The 18,240-nt window shown below is 73.1% G+C and carries 14 protein-coding genes; 10 read left to right on the forward strand and 4 right to left on the reverse strand.

Going from position 1 to position 18,240, the window contains the following annotated elements; genetic code table 11:
* Window positions 1-100 precede the first annotated feature (100 nt).
* Both ACFVFQ_RS18295 and ACFVFQ_RS18300 read right to left on the reverse strand, forming a co-directional pair.
* Window positions 101-1,123: an adenosine deaminase gene (locus ACFVFQ_RS18295; protein WP_383416615.1), complete on the reverse strand. Its 1,023-nt coding sequence runs from the start codon at window positions 1,121-1,123 to the stop codon at window positions 101-103.
* Window positions 1,124-1,232: 109 nt separating this feature from the next.
* Entirely contained in the window at window positions 1,233-1,865 is a 633-nt protein-coding gene (locus ACFVFQ_RS18300; RefSeq protein ID WP_383416618.1) for an NADAR family protein, read from the reverse strand.
* 203 nt (window positions 1,866-2,068) lie between these two features.
* Here ACFVFQ_RS18300 and ACFVFQ_RS18305 point away from each other — a divergent pair, with 203 nt between their 5' ends.
* The 8 genes from ACFVFQ_RS18305 (at window position 2,069) to ACFVFQ_RS18340 (ending at window position 11,044) form a co-directional block, all read left to right on the forward strand.
* Window positions 2,069-3,595 carry a gamma-aminobutyraldehyde dehydrogenase gene (locus ACFVFQ_RS18305; protein WP_383416621.1) on the forward strand — a complete coding sequence of 509 codons (1,527 nt, stop codon included), beginning with the start codon at window positions 2,069-2,071 and terminating at the stop codon, window positions 3,593-3,595.
* A 117-nt stretch (window positions 3,596-3,712) separates the two neighbouring features.
* On the forward strand, window positions 3,713-4,969 hold the full coding sequence (locus ACFVFQ_RS18310) for a spermidine/putrescine ABC transporter substrate-binding protein (protein WP_383416624.1): 1,257 nt from the start codon (window positions 3,713-3,715) through the stop codon (window positions 4,967-4,969).
* A 79-nt stretch (window positions 4,970-5,048) separates the two neighbouring features.
* Entirely contained in the window at window positions 5,049-6,212 is a 1,164-nt protein-coding gene (locus tag ACFVFQ_RS18315; protein WP_383416627.1) for an ABC transporter ATP-binding protein, read from the forward strand.
* Complete coding sequence (locus tag ACFVFQ_RS18320) at window positions 6,209-7,141, forward strand: ABC transporter permease (protein WP_383416630.1); 933 nt, start codon at window positions 6,209-6,211, stop codon at window positions 7,139-7,141. Before ACFVFQ_RS18315 ends, ACFVFQ_RS18320 begins: the two co-directional genes overlap by 4 nt.
* Window positions 7,141-8,019 carry an ABC transporter permease gene (locus ACFVFQ_RS18325; protein WP_383416633.1) on the forward strand — a complete coding sequence of 293 codons (879 nt, stop codon included), beginning with the start codon at window positions 7,141-7,143 and terminating at the stop codon, window positions 8,017-8,019. The genes ACFVFQ_RS18320 and ACFVFQ_RS18325 overlap by 1 nt, the downstream gene beginning before the upstream one ends.
* 64 nt (window positions 8,020-8,083) lie before the next feature.
* Window positions 8,084-9,514, forward strand: a complete 1,431-nt coding sequence (locus ACFVFQ_RS18330; RefSeq protein WP_383416636.1) for an NAD(P)/FAD-dependent oxidoreductase — start codon at window positions 8,084-8,086, stop codon at window positions 9,512-9,514.
* Window positions 9,515-9,741: 227 nt separating this feature from the next.
* Window positions 9,742-10,194 (forward strand): hypothetical protein, encoded by a 453-nt coding sequence (locus ACFVFQ_RS18335; protein WP_383416641.1) that lies wholly within the window; start codon window positions 9,742-9,744, stop codon window positions 10,192-10,194.
* Window positions 10,195-10,330: 136 nt separating this feature from the next.
* Entirely contained in the window at window positions 10,331-11,044 is a 714-nt protein-coding gene (locus ACFVFQ_RS18340) for a DUF4232 domain-containing protein (RefSeq protein ID WP_383416644.1), read from the forward strand.
* A 102-nt stretch (window positions 11,045-11,146) separates the two neighbouring features.
* Here the strand turns inward: ACFVFQ_RS18340 and ACFVFQ_RS18345 are convergent, their stop codons facing one another.
* Window positions 11,147-11,872 carry a phosphatase PAP2 family protein gene (locus tag ACFVFQ_RS18345; RefSeq protein ID WP_383416646.1) on the reverse strand — a complete coding sequence of 242 codons (726 nt, stop codon included), beginning with the start codon at window positions 11,870-11,872 and terminating at the stop codon, window positions 11,147-11,149.
* Between the two features lie 586 nt (window positions 11,873-12,458).
* Entirely contained in the window at window positions 12,459-13,808 is a 1,350-nt protein-coding gene (gene gabT / locus ACFVFQ_RS18350; RefSeq protein ID WP_383416649.1) for a 4-aminobutyrate--2-oxoglutarate transaminase, read from the reverse strand.
* 254 nt (window positions 13,809-14,062) lie between these two features.
* Here gabT and ACFVFQ_RS18355 point away from each other — a divergent pair, with 254 nt between their 5' ends.
* On the forward strand, window positions 14,063-16,222 hold the full coding sequence (locus tag ACFVFQ_RS18355) for an ATP-binding protein (protein WP_383416652.1): 2,160 nt from the start codon (window positions 14,063-14,065) through the stop codon (window positions 16,220-16,222).
* A gap of 203 nt (window positions 16,223-16,425) precedes the next feature.
* Window positions 16,426-18,111, forward strand: coding sequence for a PucR family transcriptional regulator (locus ACFVFQ_RS18360; RefSeq protein ID WP_383416654.1), 1,686 nt, complete (start codon window positions 16,426-16,428; stop codon window positions 18,109-18,111).
* Window positions 18,112-18,240: the final 129 nt, after the last annotated feature.

Genomic DNA, 18,240 nt, shown 5'->3' on the forward strand with positions numbered 1-18,240 from the left:
CTCCGGGCTCCGTGCGGCCGCCCGGTCGAACGGCGGGTGGCCGCACGGGGCGTCGGCAGCTCGACCAGGGCCGCTCCGCCCCCTGACCCATCGGACAGCCCTAGCCGCGCCACCCGGCCGCGTACGCGTCGATCTCGGCCGAGAGCCGGGACTTGGCCGCGTCGTCCATGAACGAGGCGGTGACGGCGTTCTTGGCGAGGGCGGTCAGACCGGCGGTGTCCAGGTCCAACAGGCGGGCGGCGACGGCGTATTCGGTGTTGAGGTCGGTGCCGAACATCGGGGGGTCGTCGCTGTTGATGGTGACCAGGACGCCGGCGTCGACCATCTCCTTGAGCGGGTGCTCCTCCAGGGTGGCGACCGCGCGGGTGGCGATGTTGGACGTCGGGCAGACCTCCAACGGGATGCGGTGCTCGGCGAGATGGGCCAGCAGCTTCGGGTCCTGGGTGGCGCTGGTGCCGTGGCCGATCCGCTCGGCGCGCAGCGCGGTCAGGGCGTCCCAGATGGTGCCGGGGCCGGTGGTCTCGCCGGCGTGCGGGACGGAGCGCAGCCCGACGGCGAGGGCGCGGTCGAAGTACGGCTTGAACTGGGGCCGGGGGACGCCGATTTCGGGGCCGCCGAGGCCGAACGAGACCAGGCCCTCGGGCTGGAGGTCGCAGGCGATCCGGGCGGTCTCCTCGGCGGCCTCCAGGCCGGCCTCGCCGGGGATGTCGAAGCACCAGCGCAGCACCACGCCCAGCTCCGTCTCGGCGGCCTTCCGGGCGTCCTCGATGGCCTCGACGTAGGCGGCGTCGGGGATGCCGCGGCGGGTGGAGCTGAACGGGGTCAGCGTCAGCTCGGCGTAGCGGATCTGCTGGCGGGCCATGTCGCGGGCGACCTCGTACGTCAGCAGCCGGACGTCCTCGGCGTCGCGGATGAGGTCCACGACGGAGAGGTAGACCTCGATGAAGTGGGCGAAGTCGCGGAAGGTGAAGTAGTCGGCGAGCGCCTCGGGGTCGCTGGGCACCGCGGAGTCCGGGTGCCGGGCGGCGAGTTCGGAGACGATGCGGGGGGAGGCCGAGCCGACGTGGTGGACGTGCAGCTCTGCCTTGGGCAGGCCCGCGATGAAGGCGTCGAGGTCGGACAACGTTCCTCCTGGTGAGGTGGGCTCGGCGGTGGATGCGATCCGGCCATCGTAGGACGGGGGCGGGGCGGGCCCGGGGCGGTGGGGGCGGGGCCGGGCGGCCGCCCGGGCGTCAGCGGTCGTCGGCGGCGGTGCCGTCCGCCTCGGCCAACTGCTGGCGGGCCGCCATCAGCGCGAAGCCCAGGAGGTTCAGCCCGCGCCAGCGGGCCGGGTCCGCGGCGCGGTCGTCGTCGGCGGCGAGGCCGATGCCCCATATGCGGTCCACGGGGCTGGCCTCCACGAGGACGCGGGAGCCGGTGCCCAGCAGGAACTCCCGGAGCCGGGGGTCCTGGCCGAACTTGTGCCGGCTGCCCTCGACGACCAGGGCGAAGCGGCGCCGCCGCCAGACCGCCTCGTCGAAGCCGGTGACCGTCCGGCCGGCGTCCTTGGCCTGCTCGGGGTGGCCGGCGGCGAGCACTCGCCGCTCCGCCTCGGCGTCGCCGAACAGCCGGGCCTTGCCGGCCATCATCCAGTGCTCCGCGGTGGCGTACCGGACGCCGTCGACGGTGAAGGGGGCGGGCCACCACTGGCTGAGGCAGCTCGCCCCGATGCCGCCGTCGCGGGGCGGGCGGTGGCCCCAGAAGGTGAGGTACTGCATCCGCTGGCCGGTGGCGGCGAGCGCGGTCAACTCCTCGACCGTGCGCGGCCCGTCCGCGCCGCGGTCGGCGGTGCTTGCCGGGGCTGTCCCCGGACCGTTGTGCATCATGCCGGGATTCTGTCAGCGGGCACTGACAACGTGTCGGGGTTTTTCGCCACCGAATTCGCAGAATTCGTTGCGTAACCAAAAGGCAACAACGGAATCACTTGTTGGTTGCCTTCCGCTCTGTCAGGATCGGCCATCGATTCCGGAAATAGCTACGCCTGGCAGTGCGGCTGAGCGGCCTTGCGGGCCCGGCGGAGGAGAGCACGATGGATCAACGGTTCCAGCGATTCGAAGCGGCCGAGCGATTCGCCGAGGGGGCGCAATTCATCGCCGGGGGTCTGCGCAGCGGAACTTCCGGCCGTACGCAGGACGTTGTGGACCCGGCCACCGGCGAGACCGTCCTGCGGTACGAACTCGCCGCCACCGCCGACGTGGACGCCGCGGTGGCGGCCGCCGCGCGGGCCTTCCCGGGCTGGGCCGGGGCCACGCCCGGTGAGCGTTCCGAGGTCCTGCACCGCTTCGCGGCGGCGCTCGCCGAGGACGCCGAGGAGCTCGCCGCCGCGGAATCCCTGAACTGCGGAAAGCCGATCAAGCTCAGCCGGGAGTTCGACGTTCCGGGCAGCGTCGACAACGCCGCGTTCTTCGCCGGCGCCGCCCGCCACTTGGAGGGGAAGGCGGCCGGCGAATACAGCGGCGACCACACCTCCGTGATCCGCCGGGAACCGATCGGCGTGGTCGGCTCGATCGCCCCCTGGAACTACCCGCTCCAGATGGCCGCCTGGAAGGTGCTGCCGGCCATCGCCGCGGGCAACACGATCGTCCTCAAGCCCGCCGAGATCACCCCGCTGACCTCGCTGCTGTTCGCGCGGGCCGCGCAGCGCGCCGGACTGCCCGACGGTGTGCTCAACATCGTCTCCGGCGCCGGCCGGGACGCCGGTGAGCGCCTCGTCGGCCACCCCGACGTCGCGATGACCTCCTTCACCGGCTCCACCGCCGTCGGCAAGCGGGTCGCCGAGATCGCCACCGGGACCGTCAAGCGGATCCACCTCGAACTCGGCGGCAAGGCCCCGTTCGTGGTCTTCGACGACGCCGACCTGGAGGCCGCCGTGCACGGCGCGGTCGCCGGCGCCCTGATCAACAGCGGGCAGGACTGCACCGCCGCCACCCGCGCCTACGTCCAACGGCCGCTCTACGACGCGTTCGTGAGCGGGGTGGCCGACCTGATGGCGACCGTGCGGCTGGGCGACCCGTTCGAGGAGTCCACCGACCTCGGGCCGCTGATCTCGCACGCCCAGCGGGACCGGGTGGCCGCCTTCGTCGAGCGGGCCCGCGGCTACGCCACCGTCGTCACCGGTGGCGAGGCGCCCCAGGGGGAGTTGGCCAAGGGCGCGTACTACCGGCCCACGCTGATCACCGGCGCCGCCCAGGACAGCGAGGTCGTACAGTCCGAGATCTTCGGCCCGGTACTGGTCGTGCTGCCCTTCGACGGCGACGACGAGGGCCTCGCGCTCGCCAACGACACCCCCTACGGGCTGGCCGCCTCCGCCTGGAGCCGGGACGTCTACCGCACCGGCCGGGCCACCCGCGAGCTCAACGCCGGCTGCGTCTGGGTCAACGACCACATCCCGATCATCAGCGAGATGCCGCACGGCGGCGCCAAGGCGTCCGGCTTCGGCAAGGACATGTCGGCGTACTCCTTCGAGGAGTACACCCAGGTCAAGCACGTGATGTACGACAACACCGGGGTGGCCAGGAAGGACTGGCACCGGACGATCTTCGGGGACCGCGCCTGACCCCGCCTGACCCTGCCCACCAAGGCGCCCCGGCCGCGGGCGCCCCACCGCCCGCGGCCGGGGCCGCACCACCGCCACCACCGGCCGCACGCCGGCCACACCCTGAAAGGCCAGCGCATGGAGCACCCCGAGCAGCCCGCGCCCCCGGCGCCCGTGTCCGCGGCCGAACTCACCGCCCTGCGCCGCAGCCTGACCACCGGCCGGCTCGCCCTCACCCGCCGCTCGCTGCTGCGCGCCGGCGGCGCCCTGGCGGCCGTGGTCGGCCCCGCCGCCGCCCTGTCGGCCTGCGGGATCGCCCCCGCCGGCCGCACCGACGCCGCGCTGAGCGTGGACCACTCCGCGGGGGAGCGGCGCCTGCACTTCTCCAACTGGACGCAGTACATGGACGCCAGCGACGACGGCCGCCGCCACCCCACGCTGGACGCCTTCCAGCGGCGCACCGGCATCGCCGTGACGTACACCGAGGACATCAACGACAACGACGAATTCTTCGGCAAGATCCAGGCGCAGTTGGCCAACGGGCAGGACACCGGCCGCGATCTGATCGTGCTCACCGACTGGATGTGCGCCCGGATGATCTCCCTGGGCTGGATCCAGCCGCTCGACCGGGACCAACTGCCGCACGCCAGCGCCAACCTGGCCGTGCAGTTCCGCAACCCCACCTGGGACCCGGGCCGCCGGCACTCCTACGTCTGGCAGAGCATCCCCGCGCTCATCGCCTACAACACCGAGGCCACCGGCGGCCGGAGCGTCACCTCGATCAGCCAACTCCTGGACGACCCCCGGCTCAAGGGGCGGGTCGGCTTCCTCTCCGAGATGCGCGACACCGTCGGGCTCACCCTGCTCGACATGGGCAAGCGCCCCGAGGACGTCACCGCCGACGACTTCGACGCCGCCCTCGCCCGGCTCCAAAAGGGCGTCGACACCGGGCAGATCCGCCGCTTCACCGGCAACGACTACACCACCGACCTGGACAAGGGCGACCTCGCCGCGTGCGTCGCCTGGGCCGGCGACATCGTCCAGCTCCAACGCGACAACCCCCGCATCCGGTACACCGTCCCCCGGGCCGGCTACATGACGTCGACCGACAACCTGATGGTGCCCAGCAGGGCCCGCCACAAGGGCAACGCCGAACGGCTCATCGACTACTTCTACGAGCCGAAGGTGGCGGCCCGGCTCGCCGCGTACATCAACTACGCCTGCCCCGTCGACGGGGTGCGCGCGGAACTCGCCAGGATCGCCCCGGAGTTGGCGGCCAACCCGCTGATCCTGCCGGACGCGGAGATGACCGCGAGGTCCCACTCCTTCCGCGCCCTGAACCCCCAGGAGAACCGGGTGTTCAACCAGAAGTTCTCCGACCTCACCGGCGCCTGAGCCGGTCGCTTCGGCGCCCGGCCCGCGCACCGGGCCGCCCGACCCGTTCTCCCCCCTTTCCGACCCACGGGACGACCACATGACCAGTACCGCGACCCCCCAAAGCAGCGGCGGCGACGTCCGCCTGCACCGGATCAGCAAGACCTACGGCTCCTTCACCGCCGTCCACCCGCTCGATCTCACCATCCCCGCCGGGTCGTTCTTCGCGCTGCTGGGCGCCTCCGGCTGCGGAAAGACCACCACCCTGCGCATGATCGCCGGCCTGGAGGAGCCCACCACCGGGACCGTCGAACTCTCCGGCGCGGACGTCACCGCCCTGCCGCCCTACAAGCGCCAGGTCAACACCGTCTTCCAGAACTACGCGCTCTTCCCGCACCTGGACATCTACGAGAACGTCGCCTTCGGGCTGCGCCGACGCGGCATCAAGTCGGTGAAGAAGCAGGTCGAGGAGATGCTCGACCTGGTCCAGCTGGGGCCGATGGCGCGCCGCAAGCCGCAGCAGCTCTCCGGCGGCCAGCAGCAGCGGGTCGCGGTCGCCCGCGCGCTGATCAACCACCCCCAAGTGCTGCTGCTGGACGAGCCGTTGGGCGCCCTCGACCTCAAGCTGCGCCGCCAGATGCAGCTGGAGCTCAAGCGCATCCAGACCGAGGTCGGCATCACCTTCGTGCACGTCACCCACGACCAGGAGGAGGCCATGACGATGGCCGACACCGTGGCCGTGATGAACGGCGGCCGGGTCGAACAACTCGGCGCCCCCGCCGAGTTGTACGAGAACCCCGGCACCACCTTCGTCGCCAACTTCCTGGGCACCTCCAACCTCATCGCGGCCGAGGTCGCCGAGGCGGGCGGCGCCCAGCTCCGCCTCACGACCGGCACCGCCACCCTCCGGCTGCCCGCCCGCCGATGTAGCACCACGGCCCGCACCGGCGAGAGGGTGCTGGCCGGCATCCGCCCCGAGAAGGTCGCCCTGGCGCACGCCGACGACGCCGACGCGGTCCCCGAAGGACACAACCGGCTCACCGGCCGGGTCAGGGACGCCAGCTTCATCGGCGTCTCCACCCAGTACGTCGTCGACGTCCCCGGGATCGGCGAACTCGCCGTCTACGAGCAGAACATCGGGCGGGACGGCCGCCTGGTCCCCGGCGCCGACGTCGTCCTGCACTGGAACCCGGACCACACCTTCGGGCTCGACGCGGACCAGGACATCACCGCCGGCGCGGACCTCGACGAGGAGGCCGCATGACCGCCACCGCCGCCCCACCAGAGGAGCAGGCCGAGGACGGGGCGCCGCCACTGCGCAAGCCCCCGACCCGCAAGCGGCTGGTCCCCTACTGGCTGCTGCTGCCCGGCATCCTCTGGCTGGTCGTCTTCTTCGCCGCCCCGTTGGTGTACCAGGCGTCCACCTCGCTCCAGACCGGCTCCCTCGAAGAGGGCTTCAAGCTCACCTGGCGCTTCGTCACCTACTGGGACGCGCTGGCCGCGTACTGGCCGCAGTTCGTGCGCTCGGTCGGCTACGCGGCGGTCGCCACCGCGCTCTGCCTGCTGCTGGGTTACCCGCTGGCCTATCTGATCGCCTTCAAGGCCGGCCGCTGGCGGAACGTGGTGATGATCCTGGTCATCGCCCCGTTCTTCACCAGCTTCCTGATCCGCACGCTGGCCTGGAAGACGATCCTGGCCGACGGCGGCCCGGTGGTCGGCACCCTCAACGCGCTGCACGTCCTGGACCTCACCAACGCCCTGGGCCTCACCGAGGGGCACCGGGTGCTGGCCACCCCCCTGGCCGTGGTCTGCGGACTGACCTACAACTTCCTGCCGTTCATGGTGCTGCCCCTGTACACCTCGCTGGAGCGCATCGACCCGCGGCTGCACGAGGCCGCCGGCGACCTCTACGCCCGCCCGGCCACCACCTTCCGTCGGGTCACCTTCCCGCTGTCCATGCCCGGTGTGGTCGCCGGCACCCTGCTGACCTTCATCCCCGCCGCCGGCGACTACATCAACGCCGAACTGCTGGGCTCCACCGACCAGAAGATGATCGGCAACGTGATCCAGTCGCAGTTCCTGCGGGTGCTGGACTACCCGACCGCCGCCGCGCTCTCCTTCATCCTCATGGCGGCCATCCTCGCCATGGTCACGCTCTACATCCGCAAGTCCGGGACGGAGGACCTGGTCTGATGGCGGCCACCGACACCACCGCGCAGCGCGCGGCCACCACCCCGTCCACCCCGCGAGCACCCCGGCGCGGCACCGTCCCGGGCCTGCGCTGGCTGCGCCGCCACCTCGTCACCCTGGCGGGACTGGCCACGCTGGCCTACCTGGTCCTGCCCAACGTCGTGGTGATGGTCTTCTCCTTCAACAAGCCCAACGGCCGCTTCAACTACCAGTGGACGCGGTTCTCCACCGACGCCTGGAGTGACCCGTGCGGCGTCGCCGACATGTGCGGTTCGCTCGCGCTGAGCCTTCAGATAGCCCTCTGGGCGACGGTCGGCGCGACTGTCCTCGGCACCATGATCGCGTTCGCGCTGGCCCGCTACCGCTTCCGCGCCCGGGCCGGCGTCAACACCCTGATCTTCCTGCCGATGGCGATGCCCGAGGTCGTGATGGCCGCCTCCCTGGCCACCCTCTTCCTCAACATGGGCATCCAGTTCGGCTTCTGGACGATCCTCATCGCGCACATCATGTTCTGCCTGAGCTTCGTCGTCACCGCCGTCAAGGCGCGCGTGATGAGCATGGACCCGCGGCTGGAACAGGCCGCCCAGGACCTCTACGCCACCCCGGTGCAGACCTTCCTGCGGGTCACGCTGCCGATCGCCGCGCCCGGCATCGCCGCCGGCGCCCTGCTCTCCTTCGCGCTCTCCTTCGACGACTTCATCATCACCAACTTCAACGCCGGCTCCACCGTGACCTTTCCCATGTTCGTCTGGGGATCGGCACAGCGGGGCACGCCCGTTCAGATCAATGTCATCGGTACGGCGATGTTCCTGGTCGCCGTCGTGTGCGTGCTCGTCGGCCAGTTGGTCGGCTCCCGTCGCAAGCACGACAAACACGGTTAAGTGCAGCCAAGTACAGCCAAATAAAGCTGAATGCAGCTAAATGCAGCTAGAGGAGCTGAGAACCATGGCACGAGCTGCCATGAAGACCTCGGGGGCCGCCGCCCCCATCCATGCCCTGGCCGACGCCGCCCCCACGCCGTTCTGGCTGGCGGACCCGGCCCGGCCGGCCGCCGAGCCCGCCCTCGTCGGCGACGAGACGTGCGACCTGCTGGTCGTCGGCGGGGGGTACTCCGGACTGTGGACCGCGCTGATCGCCAAGGAGCGCGCTCCGCAGCGCGATGTCGTCCTCGTCGAGGGCCAGGAGGTCGGCTGGGCCGCCTCCGGCCGCAACGGCGGCTTCTGTGCCGCCTCCCTCACCCACGGTCTCGGCAACGGGCTGGCCCGATGGCCCGACGAACTGGCCAAACTGGAGGAGCTCGGCGCCCGTAACCTCGACGCCATCGAGGACGCGGTCGCCCGCCACGGCATCGACTGCGACTTCGAGCGCACCGGCGAGATCGACGTCGCCACCGCCCCGCACCAGGTCGACGAACTCCGCGAGACGGCCGAGCAGGCCGAGCAACTGGGCCTGACCGGACCGGAGTTCCTCGACCGCGACGCGGTGCGCGCCGAGGTCGACTCGCCCACCTTCCTCGCCGGCCTGTGGGACCGCAGCGGCGTCGCCATGCTGCACCCGGCCAAGCTCGCCTGGGGCCTGAAACGGGCCTGCCTCGCCGCCGGCGTGCGCATCTACGAGCACACCCCCGGCACCCAACTCTCCTCGCGCGGACCGGGGATCGCCCTGCGCACCCCCTACGGCCGGGTCTTCGCCCGCCAGGCGGCGCTGGCCACCAACGCCTTCCCGTCACCGGTCAAGCGGATCCGCCCGTACGTCGTGCCGGTCTACGACTACGCCCTGATGACCGAACCGCTCAGCGAGCAGCAACTCGCCGCCATCGGCTGGAAGAACCGCCCCGGCCTCAGCGACAGCGCCAACCACTTCCACTACTTCCGCCTCACCGCCGACAACCGCATCCTGTGGGGCGGCTACGACATCGTCTACCGCTACGGCGGCGGCGTACGCGCCGAGTACGACCAACACCCGCCCACCTTCCGCACGTTGGCGCAGCACTTCTTCACCTGCTTCCCGCAGTTGGAGGGGCTCCGCTTCACCCACACCTGGGGCGGCGCCATCGACACCTGCTCCCGCTTCTCGGCGTTCTTCGGCACCGCCCACGGCGGCCGGGCCGCCTATGCGCTCGGCTTCACCGGCCTAGGGGTCGGCGCCTCCCGCTTCGGCGCGGAGGTGATGCTCGACCTGCTGGCGGGGGAGCGCACCGAGCGGACCGAGCTGGAGATGGTGCGGACCAAGCCGCTGCCGTTCCCGCCCGAGCCGGTGCGCTCGTTGGGCATCGGCGTCACCCAGTGGTCGATGACCCGCGCCGACGAGAACGGCGGCCGGCGCAACCTGTGGCTGAAGGCCATGGACGCGGTGGGGTTGGGCTTCGACAGCTGATCCACCGGGAGCGCCCGTCGGGGCGGGTGGTCCGCAACGGCCGCCCGCCCCGCGGCGGTTGCGGCCACGTCCGCTCCGGGTCCGTGCGGAGCGCGCCTGCCCGGCGCCTGCCCCGCGTCTGTCCGGCGTCCGCGGAAATTTCCCCGCGGACCCGCGTAAGGATCACCGCGCGCCCCCTTCTCCCCTGGGTGACACGGCCCGTCCGGGCCGGGAAAGGGGAGGGGAAGATGACCGCAACGGGGGCGAACGCCGCAGTGGACTGGCTGGTGTCGGCCGCGCCGGACCCCGATGCCTGCCGCCGCGCATGGGAGCGCAACCCGCTCGGGGTGGCGCTGTTGGAGGCCGGCCGATGCTGGGACGTCCTGATCGTCGAGGGCCGGCTGGGTCGCCCGGCGGTGGACGTGCTGGCCCGGGACCGGGGTCGCCCCGGCCCGGTGCTCTCCGACTTCCGGGACGCCCGCACGGGCTTCTTCGTCCCGGCGGGGACCGTCGCCCACTGGCTGGGCACCGGGGTCCGCGGCGCCGGCCGCGGCACCTGGATCGTGGTGCCGTATCCCGGCCGGGCGACCGGCGGGGTGCGCTGGCTGGTCCCGCCGGACGGCACCGGCACGCTCACCGATCCCGTCGCGCTGGAACTGGCGCTGCACGCGGCGGTGGCGGCCCGCGACCGGGGGGAGTGAGCGCACGGGCCCGGACCAACTAGTCCGGGCCCGCACGACTGTTAGTGAACCGTTAGTCGATCAACAGCGCCCGCGTGGAGAGTGGTGACCGCGAACGGAACACCACACCGCACAGCCGATCTTCGAGGGGGACCCCATGTCGCACCGCACCACGCTCCGCCACGGCCGCACCGCCGCCGTCGCCGGGCTGCTCACCGCCGCCGCGTTCGGCCTCACGGCCTGCAACGGAACCGGTGGTACCGACGCCGCCCCCGCCGCCTCCGTCTCCGCCGCGGACTCCGGCGCACAGGGGAGCACCGGCTCGCAGGGCTCCGGCGATTCGACCGGCGGTGCGGACGGCGCGGCCCCCGACGCCTCGCACGGCTCCGGCGGCGCGGCGGCCGTCAACGGCGGCCAACAGGGCGGCTCCGGCAAGGAGATCGCCCGCTGCACCACCGACGGGATGCAGGCCGGCTGGGGCTCGGACGGCGGCGGCCGCCCGGACATGAAGAGCGACCAGCAGCAGATCGCCGCGGTCTGGCTGAAGAACATCAGCGGCGCCCCCTGCCGCATCTCCGGCTTCCCCGGCGTCCAGATCAAGGGCACCGACGGCACCACCTGGGACCTGCGACGCTCGACCAAGGCGGCGCAGCCCAAGGTGCTGAAGCCGAACGCGCACACCTCGTTCAACATCAGCCTGCTGCCCACCACCCGCGCCGACGACAAGAAGGTCGAGCCCGGTCAGGTGCTGATCACCCCGCCGAACGAGAAGAAGCACTTCCAGCTCCAGTGGCCCTGGGGCGGCGCCATCCTGGACCAGTCCGGGGCCACCCACCCGGGCACGTTCGTCGACCCGATCAACGTGCCGTGAGCGGCGGGTACGGCGGCTAGCGCCTGTCCGGTAGGTCAGGGCCGGGTAGGCCCTGGCAACTCATCGGGAACGGGCAGGACTTGAGGCCGCGGGGGAGACGGCCTACACGTCCCACCCGCCCCACCGGTCGCACACCGCGCACCACAGGGGCAACAACACCCCCGCCAGACACCAGCCGCCGAGCACGTCCAGCGGCCAGTGGTACCCCTGGCGCACCAGCCCCAGCCCGACGCCCGCATTGAGCAGCCCGGCCCCCGCCGCGACCACCCGCGCGACGGGGGCCGCGGCCTTGCCGGACGGCCCGCGCCGCACCGCGTACGCCCGGAGCAGCAGCAGCGCCACCAGCCCGTACGCGACGGCCGCGGTCGCCCCGTGTCCCGAGGGGAAGAAGCCCTCGTGCACCGCGGCCATCCGCGGCGGCCCGGGCCGGTCCAGCCACGCCTTGAACGGGACGACCAGCGCCGGCACCGCGGCGAGCGCCCCCAGGGCGGCGACCGGCGGCACCCACGCCCGGCCGCTGCGGCCCGCGCCGCCCGACTCCGCGCGCGCCCCGCGCCGCGTCCGCCACCACGCCCATCCCGCCGCGGCCACCAACACCGGTAGCGCCACGGCCGTGTTGCCGAGATCGGCGAAGAACTGGGCGAGCGGCCCGGGAGCGGCGCTCGCCGCCACGTCGCGGCCCAGCCGCTCGTCGAACCCGCGCACCGCCCCATGGGCCGCCACCTGCCAGCCCGCCCACCCGAAGACCAGCGCACTGCACAGCGCGACCAGCGCGTACCGCCGCCCGAAGGCCCGGCCGAACGCCCGCCCCCAGGACCGTCGCTTCACACCCGACACACCCACCACCCCCAACACCCCGCGCACCACGCCCGCTTGTCACGCGCGCGCGACGCCCACGCGTCCAACGAATCCACCCAACTCAACCCAACCCGACCCATCCAACCAAAAAAGAGAGCGGCCGCTCCGGAACAGGGGGGTAGTCCAGGAGCGGCCGCATGGACCGGTGTTCCGCGCGCCCCGGGGGGTCTGGGGCGCGCGGACATCCGATCGGTGAGGATTCCCGGAGCCCCTCGTGCCAGGGGTCCCGGTGGTGTGCGCGAGGCACGGCCAGGTCGAAGCCGGGGAGCACCGACCGGGCATCACCCGCAGTCCCTTGCGGGCGGGTGTTTCTCTCATCTGGAGAGACCGTACGACACCGGAAGCGCGCCCCGTAAGCCGCATCACGCGCCCGCCATTGCCCTCGCACATCTTCTTCACGCGCCCCCGGCGCCCCCTCAACGCGCCCCCGCGGCAGCCTAGATGAGCCCCGTCCGGCGCTGAACGGGACGACCGTGACCGCCTCCCCAGCGCACGCGGTGCGGCCCGGGACACGGCCGCGCCGCGCCCCGGGCCGCACCCGGAAGTCGGTCCCCGATCAGAGCGCGCCGAACGCCCCCTCCAGGATGTCCAGCCCCTCGTTGAGCAGGTCCTCGCCGATGACCAGCGGCGGCAGGAAGCGCAGCACGTTGCCGAACGTGCCGGTCGTCAGCACCAGCAGACCCTCCTGGTGGCACGCCTTGGCGAGCGCCGAGGTGGCCTCCGGGTTCGGGTCCTTCGAACCGGACTTGACCAGCTCGATGGCGATCATCGCGCCGCGGCCGCGGACCTCGCCGATGATGTCGAACTTCTCCTGGATCGCGGTCAGACGGCCCTTCATGACCTCCTCGATGCGCTTGGCCTTGGCGTTCAGGTCCAGCTCGCGCATGGTCTCGATGGAGCCGATCGCGGCGGCGCAGGCCACCGGGTTGCCGCCGTAGGTGCCGCCCAGGCCGCCGGAGTGCGCGGCGTCCATGATCTCGGCGCGGCCGGTCACCGCCGCCAGCGGCAGACCGCCCGCGATGCCCTTCGCCGTCGTGATCAGGTCGGGCACCACGCCCTCGTCCTCGCACGCGAACCACTGGCCCGTACGGCAGAAACCGGACTGGATCTCGTCCGCCACGAAGACGATGCCGTTCTCCTTCGCGAAGTTCGCGATGGCGGGCAGGAAGCCCTTCGCCGGCTCGATGAAACCGCCCTCGCCGAGCACCGGCTCGATGATGATCGCCGCGACGTTCTCCGCGCCGATCTGCTTGGTGATCTGCGTGATGGCCTGCTCGGCGGCCTCCTGCGCGCAGTTCTCCGGGCCGGTCAGCCAGCGGTAGGGGTAGGCCACCGGCACCCGGTAGACCTCGGGCGCGAACGGGCCGAAGCCGTGCTTGTACGGCATGTTCTTCGCGGTCAGCGCCATCGTCAGGTTCGTGCGGCCGTGGTAGCCGTGGTCGAAGACGACGACCGCCTGGCGCTTGGTGTACGCGCGGGCGATCTTGACGGCGTTCTCGACCGCCTCCGCACCGGAGTTGAACAGTGCCGACTTCTTGTCGTGGTCGCCCGGCGTCAGCTCGGCCAGCAGCTCACAGACCTCGATGTACGGCTCGTACGGCGTCACCATCGCACAGGTGTGGGTGAAGTCGGCGAGCTGCGCGGTGGCCCGACGGACCACGGCCTCCGCGCTGTTGCCGACCGAGGTCACCGCGATGCCGGAGCCGAAGTCGATCAGGGAGTTGCCGTCCACGTCCTCCAGGACCCCACCGCCCGCGCGCTTGACGAAGACGGGCAGCACGGCGCCGACCCCGGCGGCCACGGTGTTCTGCTTACGGGCCCACAGCTCCTGGGACTTGGGGCCGGGGATCGCGGTGACGACGCGACGCTCCTGGGGGAGGGCGGGGCCTCCGGACAGTTCGGTCATGGCAGTCTCCTGGGGGTGGAACGCGGACGTTCAGGGGTGTTGTTCTCGCAGGTTAGGGGCGGTGGCGCGGGTCTGGCATGTTCCGTTCGGGAGAAGTGCGCGTGTTGCGTTGTCCGCACCGGACATAGCCGCGGCCGGCGGCCAGTAAATTAGCGGCGGCACGCCGGAGGACGGCGCGCCCGCGCGGGCATGACACCGACAGGCCGGCACACCGCCGCGGCAGGCCACGTCTCAAGGGGGACAAGGGGCACCCGATGGACACCGAGGGCACGCAGGACGCACAGCACACCGCCGCACCCCCGCCGTCCGGGGAGCGACGCCCCGATCCGGCGGTACCACGACCGTCCGCGCCGCGGACGCCGCCACGGCCCACCCTTCCGCCCCGGACCGCCGGCCCCGCCGGTCCGCAGCCGCCGCTGCTGAACTGGCTGCGCACCGCCCGGCCGGCGGCCCCGCCGGGGGTGTGGACGTATGGGCATCGGCCGCGCCCACAGAAGGAGCCCGATCAGGTGCCGGCCCGGCAGCTGATCAGTGGGGCGATCGTCTCGTTCCTGTGCGGATGGCTGCTGTGGTCGTTGCTATGGAACGGCTATCTCGGCCCGTACTGGTACTGGCCTCTCCAACTCCTGCGGCCGGACTCATGGGCGGCGGCGAAAACGGCCGGGGACCACACGGCGTACCTGGTGCTCAGCAACGCCTACTACGGACTGTGGATCCTCGGGATCGCGTTCGTCTTCGGCCGCCTCGGCCGCTGGCCCGAGCTGATCCGTCGGCTCGCAGGCCCCTTGGTCCGCCACCTCCGCACCCACCCCCCCACCCCCAAGGCCGAACCCGCCACCGACCCCGCGCAGTGGCCCGAACTCCGCGCGCAGGGCGCCCCGGACGCCGCCGACCGGCTCGCCGCCGAGGCCCGCGCCGGCGCGATGAACGATGTGGACGTGGCCCGGATCGGGCGCGCCTGGCGCTCGGTGCGCTCCGGGCGGAACTCCCTGGCCTCCTTCACCGACACCGTCCTGCGGCACGGCGCCGCGGCCTGTGCCCACCCCTCCGGCCAGCGCGACCTGGCCCGCCGCACCGCGCAGCACGACCTGCTCGCCCACCAGGTCCGGATCGGCACCGCCGCCGACCACCCGCGCAATCCGTACCAACACCGCGGCACCGGCTGTGCGTTGGAGCCCCGGGTGCTGGGCACCTCGCTGCTGGCCGTCGGCCCGGCGGGCAGCGGCAAGACCACCCACCTGGTGCGCCCGGTGGTGGAGGCGATGTGCCTCCAGGCGCTGGCCGGGCAGTGCGCGGTCGTCGCCGTCGGCCCGGCCGGCTCCGCGCTCGGCCCCGACGACGCCTTCGACGTGGTGGTCCGCATCGGCCGCCCCGACCCGGCGTGCGACCTCGACCTCTACGGCGGCACCACCGACCCCGACGAGGCGGCCGGCATCCTCGCCGAGGCGCTGGTCGGCGACCTCGCCGAGCAGCTCCCCGGCGGCGACAGCCGGCGCGCGGCGACCGCCCTGGCCCAACTGCTCGGCCCGTTCCGCGCCGCCCACGGCCGCTTCCCGACCGTGCCCGAGCTCCGTGAGCTGCTGGACGGTGCGCCGCAGGCGGTCGCCGCGCTGCGCACCGCCCTGGAGGCGACCGGCGATGTCACCCTGCTGCGCGAACTCGACGCCCGCGCCCGCCAGTCGCAGCGCCCCGGCGACGTCGCGCTGCTCCTCGCGGACCGCATCGCGCTGCTCGACCGCCCCGCCTTCGCCGCCTTCTTCGACCCCACGGGAGCCACCCGCCAGGTCTCGCTGCGCTCCCTGGACCACCCCCTCCGGGTCCGTATCGAGCTCCCCGAACGCGGTCACGCCGAGGCGTCCCGGATTCTCGCCCGGCTGGTCCTGGCCCAGTTCACCGAGTGCGCGGTGGCCCGCACCGACCGCTCGCTGTTCGCCTGCCTGGTCCTCGACGAGGCCGCGCACACCATCACCGCGGAGGCGCTGCGCGGCCTCCAGCGGCTGCGCTCGGCCAACGCCGGGGCCGTACTGACCCTGCGCTCCCTGGACGACGTCCCCGAGGGGCTGCGCAGCGCACTGCTCGGTTCGGTGGGCTGCCGGATGGCGTTCGCGGGCGTCACGCCCTGGGACGGGGCGCCGTTCGCCGAGGTGTGGGGCAAGGAGTGGGTGGAGACCCGTGACGTGACGGATCGTCAAATCATCGCGCACGGCGCCGGGATGAAGGCGTTCCACCTCGTCCGCCAGCTGGTCACCGGCAAGGCCGCCACCTCCAAGGCGATCACCGTCCGCACCGTCGAACGCGAACGCTGGTCCGCCTCCGACCTTGCGAACGCGCTCCCGGCCGGCCACGCGGTGCTGTCGGTGACCACGGTCGACGGCGAGCACGCCCCACCGGTCCTCGTCGACCTCCGGGCGTAGCGGCGGGCGCGGGCCCCGATCGGGGAGTGTTCCGCAAACCCTCCGTTGAGGCAGAATCGAGACCAGCCGTTCATACAGGGCGGTGCACACGCCCGCCGTTCATACGGGCGGCGCGGACGATCGGCGGAGGTCGGCGGGAGGCCGGCTTGAGGACCCGGCCGCCGGTCGGGGTCGTGCCGTCCGCCCAAGCCCCCGAAGGTCCCATGCCGCACACCCTCGCCTCGCTGGTCAACCACACCGCGCTCAAGCTGGCCGTGCTCGCGGGCGAGGACCGGCTGGACGTCCCCGTGCGCTGGGCGCACGCCAGCGAGCTGATCGACCCGGTGCCCTATATGGAGGGCGGCGAGCTGCTGCTGATCACCGCGCTGAAGCTAGACGCGGAGGATCCACAGGCCGCGGACCGCTATGTGCGGCGGGTCGCCGGCGCCGGCGTCGTCGGGCTCGGGTTCGCGGTCGGGGTGAACTACGAGGCGGCGCCGGAGGCGTTGGTCGAGGCGGCGCGCCGGCACCGCCTGCCGCTGCTCGGGGTGCCCCGCCGGACGCCGTTCATCGCGATCAGCAAGGCGGTCTCGGCGGCCGTCGCGGCCGACCAGTACCGCGCGGTGACCGCCGGCTTCGAGGCCCAGCGCGAACTGACCCGGGCCGCGCTCGGGGCCGAGGGCCCGGCCGAGCTGCTGGGCCGGCTCGCGGCGCACCTCAGCGGCTGGGCGGCGCTCTACGACGCGTCCGGCGCGGTGGTGGCGGCTGCCCCCGAGTGGGCCGCCCGGCGCGCGGCCCGGCTCGCCGAGGACGTGGCGCGGCTCCGGGAGCGGCCCGCGCCGGCCAGCGCCGTCGTCAGCGACGCCGAGGGCGACGACCGGGTGGAGCTGCAGTCGCTGGGCACCGGGCGGCGCTCGCGCGGCGTGCTCGCCGTGGGGACCGGCGCCCCGCTCGGCACCGCCGAGCGGTACGCGGTGCACTCGGCCGTCGCGCTGCTCACCCTGACCACCGAGCGGTCCCGGGCGCTCCAGGACGCCGAACAGCGGCTCGGCGCCGCGGTGTTGAAGATGCTGCTGGCCGGCGAGCCGGACCACGCCCGGACGGTCTCCGGCCGGCTCTACGGAGGACTCCTGGACGCCCCGTTCCGGGTGCTGGTGGCCGAGCCGGTGCCCGCCGACGACCAGCCGACCGCCCCCAAGCCCGCCACCCCGTCGGCACCGACAGGCCCCCGAGGCGCCGCCGCCACGCCCGTCCTGGAGGCGCTCGCCGACGCCATGGAGTCGGCCGCCGCCCGCACCGGTGAGGCGCTGCTCGCCGTGCCGGACGGCGGCCGGCTGATCGTGCTGGTCGCCGACGGGGGCGCGGCCGCGGACGCCTGCACCGCGTTCGCCGCGGCGACCGAGGCCCGGCTCGGCGCGCAGCCGCGGGCGCGCGGCCGGTCCGCCCGACCCGGCACCGGCCGGGAACCACAGGCCGAGTCACTGGCCATCGGCCTCTCCGCACCCACCGGCCCGATGGCCGCGGCGCACGCCTACCGGCAGGCCGAACAGGCCCTCTCCGTCGCCCGCCGCCGCGGCCGCGCCCTGGTCGAGCACGAGGACGTGGCCGCCGGCTCGGTGCTCCCGCTGCTCGCCGACGACGCCGTACGCGCCTTCGCCGACGGGCTGTTGCGGGCGCTGCGCGAACACGACGCGACCGGCCGCGGCGACCTGGTGGCGTCCCTGCGCGCCTGGCTGGCCCGGCACGGCCAGTGGGACGCGGCCGCCGCCGACCTGGGCGTGCACCGCCACACCCTGCGCTACCGGATGCGGCGGGTGGAGGAGATCCTGGGCCGCTCGCTGGACGACCCGGACGTCCGCATGGAGCTGTGGCTGGCCCTGAAGGCAACGTCGACCCAGCCGGGGGAGTAGAGGAGGGCCACGGACCCCTCGACGTATCGGGACACGCCCGCCCGATGCGGCCGGCAGCGAACCGGCGTGCCGTCAACACCCGCCGGACTCCACCACGGAGAGGCGCCCCGACGGATTACGCCGCTTCGG

This window comes from Streptomyces sp. NPDC057743 (genome assembly GCF_042798755.1).
Taxonomy (GTDB): Bacteria; Actinomycetota; Actinomycetes; order Streptomycetales; family Streptomycetaceae; genus Streptomyces.

What these genes read in the sequence shown, in the direction of transcription:
- ACFVFQ_RS18330 (WP_383416636.1), top strand. Translation starts at nt 8,084, where the DNA reads ATGGCACGAGCTGCCATGAAGACCTCGGGGGCCGCCGCCCCCATCCAT.
- ACFVFQ_RS18340 (WP_383416644.1), top strand. Translation starts at nt 10,331, where the DNA reads ATGTCGCACCGCACCACGCTCCGCCACGGCCGCACCGCCGCCGTCGCC.
- ACFVFQ_RS18360 (WP_383416654.1), top strand. Translation starts at nt 16,426, where the DNA reads ATGCCGCACACCCTCGCCTCGCTGGTCAACCACACCGCGCTCAAGCTG.
- gabT (WP_383416649.1), bottom strand. Translation starts at nt 13,808, where the DNA reads ATGACCGAACTGTCCGGAGGCCCCGCCCTCCCCCAGGAGCGTCGCGTC.
- ACFVFQ_RS18355 (WP_383416652.1), top strand. Translation starts at nt 14,063, where the DNA reads ATGGACACCGAGGGCACGCAGGACGCACAGCACACCGCCGCACCCCCG.
- ACFVFQ_RS18325 (WP_383416633.1), top strand. Translation starts at nt 7,141, where the DNA reads ATGGCGGCCACCGACACCACCGCGCAGCGCGCGGCCACCACCCCGTCC.
- ACFVFQ_RS18320 (WP_383416630.1), top strand. Translation starts at nt 6,209, where the DNA reads ATGACCGCCACCGCCGCCCCACCAGAGGAGCAGGCCGAGGACGGGGCG.
- ACFVFQ_RS18310 (WP_383416624.1), top strand. Translation starts at nt 3,713, where the DNA reads ATGGAGCACCCCGAGCAGCCCGCGCCCCCGGCGCCCGTGTCCGCGGCC.
- ACFVFQ_RS18335 (WP_383416641.1), top strand. Translation starts at nt 9,742, where the DNA reads ATGACCGCAACGGGGGCGAACGCCGCAGTGGACTGGCTGGTGTCGGCC.
- ACFVFQ_RS18300 (WP_383416618.1), bottom strand. Translation starts at nt 1,865, where the DNA reads ATGATGCACAACGGTCCGGGGACAGCCCCGGCAAGCACCGCCGACCGC.
- ACFVFQ_RS18315 (WP_383416627.1), top strand. Translation starts at nt 5,049, where the DNA reads ATGACCAGTACCGCGACCCCCCAAAGCAGCGGCGGCGACGTCCGCCTG.
- ACFVFQ_RS18305 (WP_383416621.1), top strand. Translation starts at nt 2,069, where the DNA reads ATGGATCAACGGTTCCAGCGATTCGAAGCGGCCGAGCGATTCGCCGAG.